The organism is Mesorhizobium sp. M7A.F.Ca.US.002.01.1.1 (assembly GCF_004022955.1).
In the GTDB taxonomy this organism is placed as follows: Bacteria; Pseudomonadota; Alphaproteobacteria; order Rhizobiales; family Rhizobiaceae; genus Mesorhizobium; species Mesorhizobium ciceri.
The window spans coordinates 1-1,052 of sequence record NZ_RZQE01000929.1 but is presented as its reverse complement, the minus strand read 5'-3'; the positions used below and the strand labels follow the sequence as shown (position 1 = coordinate 1,052).

The window sequence follows — 1,052 nt, the reverse complement described above, 5'->3', positions numbered from 1 at the left end:
GTAGCGCATGCAGGGGATCGATGCCGCGGCCTTCTTTGGCAAGACTGAGAAAGTTGAGCGCGAGCTGCGCCACCAGCCGCCAGGCGAGATCATCGGCCCGCGATTCCCCGTCGGCCCCAGCAGGCAGTGCCGCAGGAATAGCTGGCTGCGGCGCACGCAAGGCGCCAAGAAGCCTTACGGTTTCGACCGGGTCGCCGGCCTCTAACGTCAACGTCGGATTGTCATCGAGGATCGGCAGATCACGATTGGTGCAAAGCGCCATCACGTCGAGCCGCTTCAGCGGCCGGGTCGCCGGCCTTACGAGCGGCCGGGACACGGCCAGGAAAACGTCATCCCCGGTATAGGACGTTCGCGTCAGGCCTTCGCGGCGCTCCTCCTCCATCGCGCGGCGAGGGCGCCTTTCGGTCGAATAGACCCAACCACTACCGCGGTTCTGACCCAGGCTGAAGAGCTCGGGGATTTCAGCGTCGTTACCTTCCGTGTCGGCGTCCTCGACGCGGATGACCCGGTAGATTTCGAAGTCACGCGCCCGCGTCCGGTCCGCATGCAACACCTGGCGCGTCTTGCGTTCATCGACTTCGACGACGTTGCACTCGCGTTCGAACAGATTGATGATCGGTGTCGCGAAAAGTTCGAAGTCCGCCGGCGTCAGATCGGCCAGCTCGGGAACCGTGCGTTTGAACAGGAAAATGATCTCGAGTCCGGCCGCGCATTGGCGCACGACAGGCTGCAATCCCAAAACCCGTGCATAGTGAAAACGCTCGGGCATCATGAAGTATTCGCGCAGCAACCGGTATCCTTCGAATGTCGGGCGGGTGCGCGGCATCAAGGCCTCGTCGTCGCTGATGCCGATCATCTCGGGTGCCGGCAACGGCGACAGCGGGTTGGTCTTGCCTTCCGGTCGCGCTGCTGTGGCCGCGCAGGCGCCGAAAATCGCATCGAACAGTAGCGGCGCCTTGGTGCGTCCGGCAAAATAGAGGTCAAGCCGGTCGAGAGCCAGTTCGTCGAGCTTGCCTTTTCCGGTCCTGGCCAGCGTGAGGCGGAGCGCCGAC

The 1,052-nt window shown here is 63.5% G+C and carries 1 protein-coding gene; it reads right to left on the bottom strand.

What is annotated here, in order from left to right:
• A partial coding sequence (locus EN932_RS36810; protein WP_206619045.1) for a type VI secretion system baseplate subunit TssF occupies window positions 1–1,052 on the bottom strand: 1,052 nt, incomplete at both ends.